This is a genomic window from Corynebacterium sp. HMSC078H07, from assembly GCF_001812805.1.
Lineage (GTDB): Bacteria > Actinomycetota > Actinomycetes > Mycobacteriales > Mycobacteriaceae > Corynebacterium.
The window spans coordinates 1-1846 of record NZ_KV810480.1 but is presented as its reverse complement, the minus strand read 5'-3'; the positions used below and the strand labels follow the sequence as shown (position 1 = coordinate 1846).

The following is a 1846-nucleotide window of genomic DNA, read 5'->3' as shown; positions in this document are numbered from 1 at the left end:
CCCGAATAAGCCGGGTGAGGAGACCACTCCGAACCAGCCGGGCGACGAGCCGTCTGAGTCCACGACTGATGTTCCGGATGAGGGCCATGGTCGCGGCCAGGGCGACGATGAAGATGGCAAGGACAAGTCTGACCTGCCGTGGTGGCTGCTGCTCATCCCGGGTCTGGGCCTTATCAAGCTCATCATCGATGGTGGCAACGGTGGCAATGGTGGCGACCACGATGGTGGTAAGGACACCCCGGAGGTCACCGAGGGCAACGGCCGTGGTGGTGACCATGGTGAGTCCACTGGTGACAACACCGGTCGCGATGACCGCGAGATCACGGTTCTGGACGCTACCCCGCCGGAGGACGCTGGCATGCCGCTGCCGTCCAACGATGACCGCGAGATCACGGTCCTGGACGCTACCCCGCCGGAGGACGCTGGCATGCCGCTGCCGTCCAACGCTGAGCGTGTCGAGATCAAGCACGTACCGTCTGGTGCGACCAAGCTTGAGCCTGGCATGAAGGACTTCATCAAGTAGTCCGCCTCATCCGCCAGTCCCTAGCCCATATGGGCAGGGATTGGTAGGGGGGCAGAACTTGTGTAGGGCAGTCCCCTCCAGGGTTCATGGTGAACGCTGGAGGGGATTTGTCATCTATTGTTTAATTAGAAAATTTAATGCTTAAGAACGTTAGAAATCCGCAGTCAGCTGCACAGTGTGGCGGGCTGCTAGCGCTTAGAGGAGTAAGAAGTTATGGCCGATCCAGAAGAGAACAACGGTATCCCGGAGTACCCGTCGCAGGACTCCAATAGTGATTCGAACGCTGATACAGGCACTGGTACAGAATCTGCGTCCGTGCCAGCATCGGCGGGAGGAAGTAGTGGTGTCGCTCATAGGAAGCCGGAGGATGGTGAGAAGAAGGGCGGCAAGAAGGCGCTCATTGCTCTCCTAGCGCTCATCGCCATCATCCTGGTAGTTGTCCAGCTGGTGGTGTACTTCGGCCGTGGTGGCGACGATGATGATGCTGGCGATTCGGCGGCGTCGTCCACGGTAGCTGAGCAGTCGGAGGAGGCCGCAGAAACGACGAATAGTGATCCTTTCGTGGATGATTCCGGTGAGCAGGACCAAGAAATTGATGCTGCGCCAGGTGAGTTCCGCGACTTCGGTGCGATGTCCTTGGGAATCAATGAAGATTTTGCAGCGGTGGATCCGATTCAGGTCACTGATACCGGAATGCTCATTCCGCCTCGTGATGTGTCGAGGCTGGGCTGGTACTCGGCCTCGGCTGTCCCGGGTGAGCCTGGCCCGGTGGGCTCCAGTGTGATTACTGGCCACATCAACTACCAGGGCCAGGGGACTGGCTTCGCCGAGAAGTTCACCACCCTAGAGCAGGGCCAGGAGTTTGCGGTTTACATCGACGGTGAGGAGCGTAGGTTCCGCGTTACTGAGGCGCCATATCGTTTGCCTAAGGGCTCTGGTTTCCCAGACGTTATCAATGACACGGATGGTGAGAACCGTCTGGTTCTGATTACCTGTGGCGGCAAGTTTGTTGGTGGTCAGTTGGGCTACGAGGACAACATCATTACCGTCGCAGAGCCAGTAGCAGCGCCTGCTGACGAAGGTGCTGAAGCACCGGCCGAGGCGCCGGTTGAAGCACCAGCTGAGGCACCCGCTGAAGTGCCGGCGGCTTAGCGGGCGTAGCCGTCTAAGCCGGTGAATGGCTTAGACGGAGGCCTCCTTCAAGCGCGCAATGTGCAGTGCCAAATAGGAGACCTCATCGGGGGTTAGGGTGTCGTCGAGGCGGAGCTCAATGAGGTTGGAGACAATCTGGGGCCCGACCCCCGGAAAGTGGACACATCGGGG

The 1846-nt window shown here is 59.3% G+C and carries 1 protein-coding gene and 1 pseudogene; both read left to right on the top strand.

Translation table 11 applies throughout. From position 1 onward, the window contains the following. Positions 1 to 523: pseudogene (locus HMPREF2875_RS13715) on the top strand (hypothetical protein); the annotation flags it as partial. A 213-nt stretch (positions 524 to 736) separates the two neighbouring features. Further along, a complete protein-coding gene (locus HMPREF2875_RS06860; RefSeq protein ID WP_070671518.1) occupies positions 737 to 1675 on the top strand; it encodes a class F sortase in 939 nt (312 codons plus the stop codon). Positions 1676 to 1846 lie beyond the last annotated feature (171 nt).

What these genes read in the sequence shown, in the direction of transcription:
- HMPREF2875_RS06860 (WP_070671518.1), top strand. Translation starts at nt 737, where the DNA reads ATGGCCGATCCAGAAGAGAACAACGGTATCCCGGAGTACCCGTCGCAG.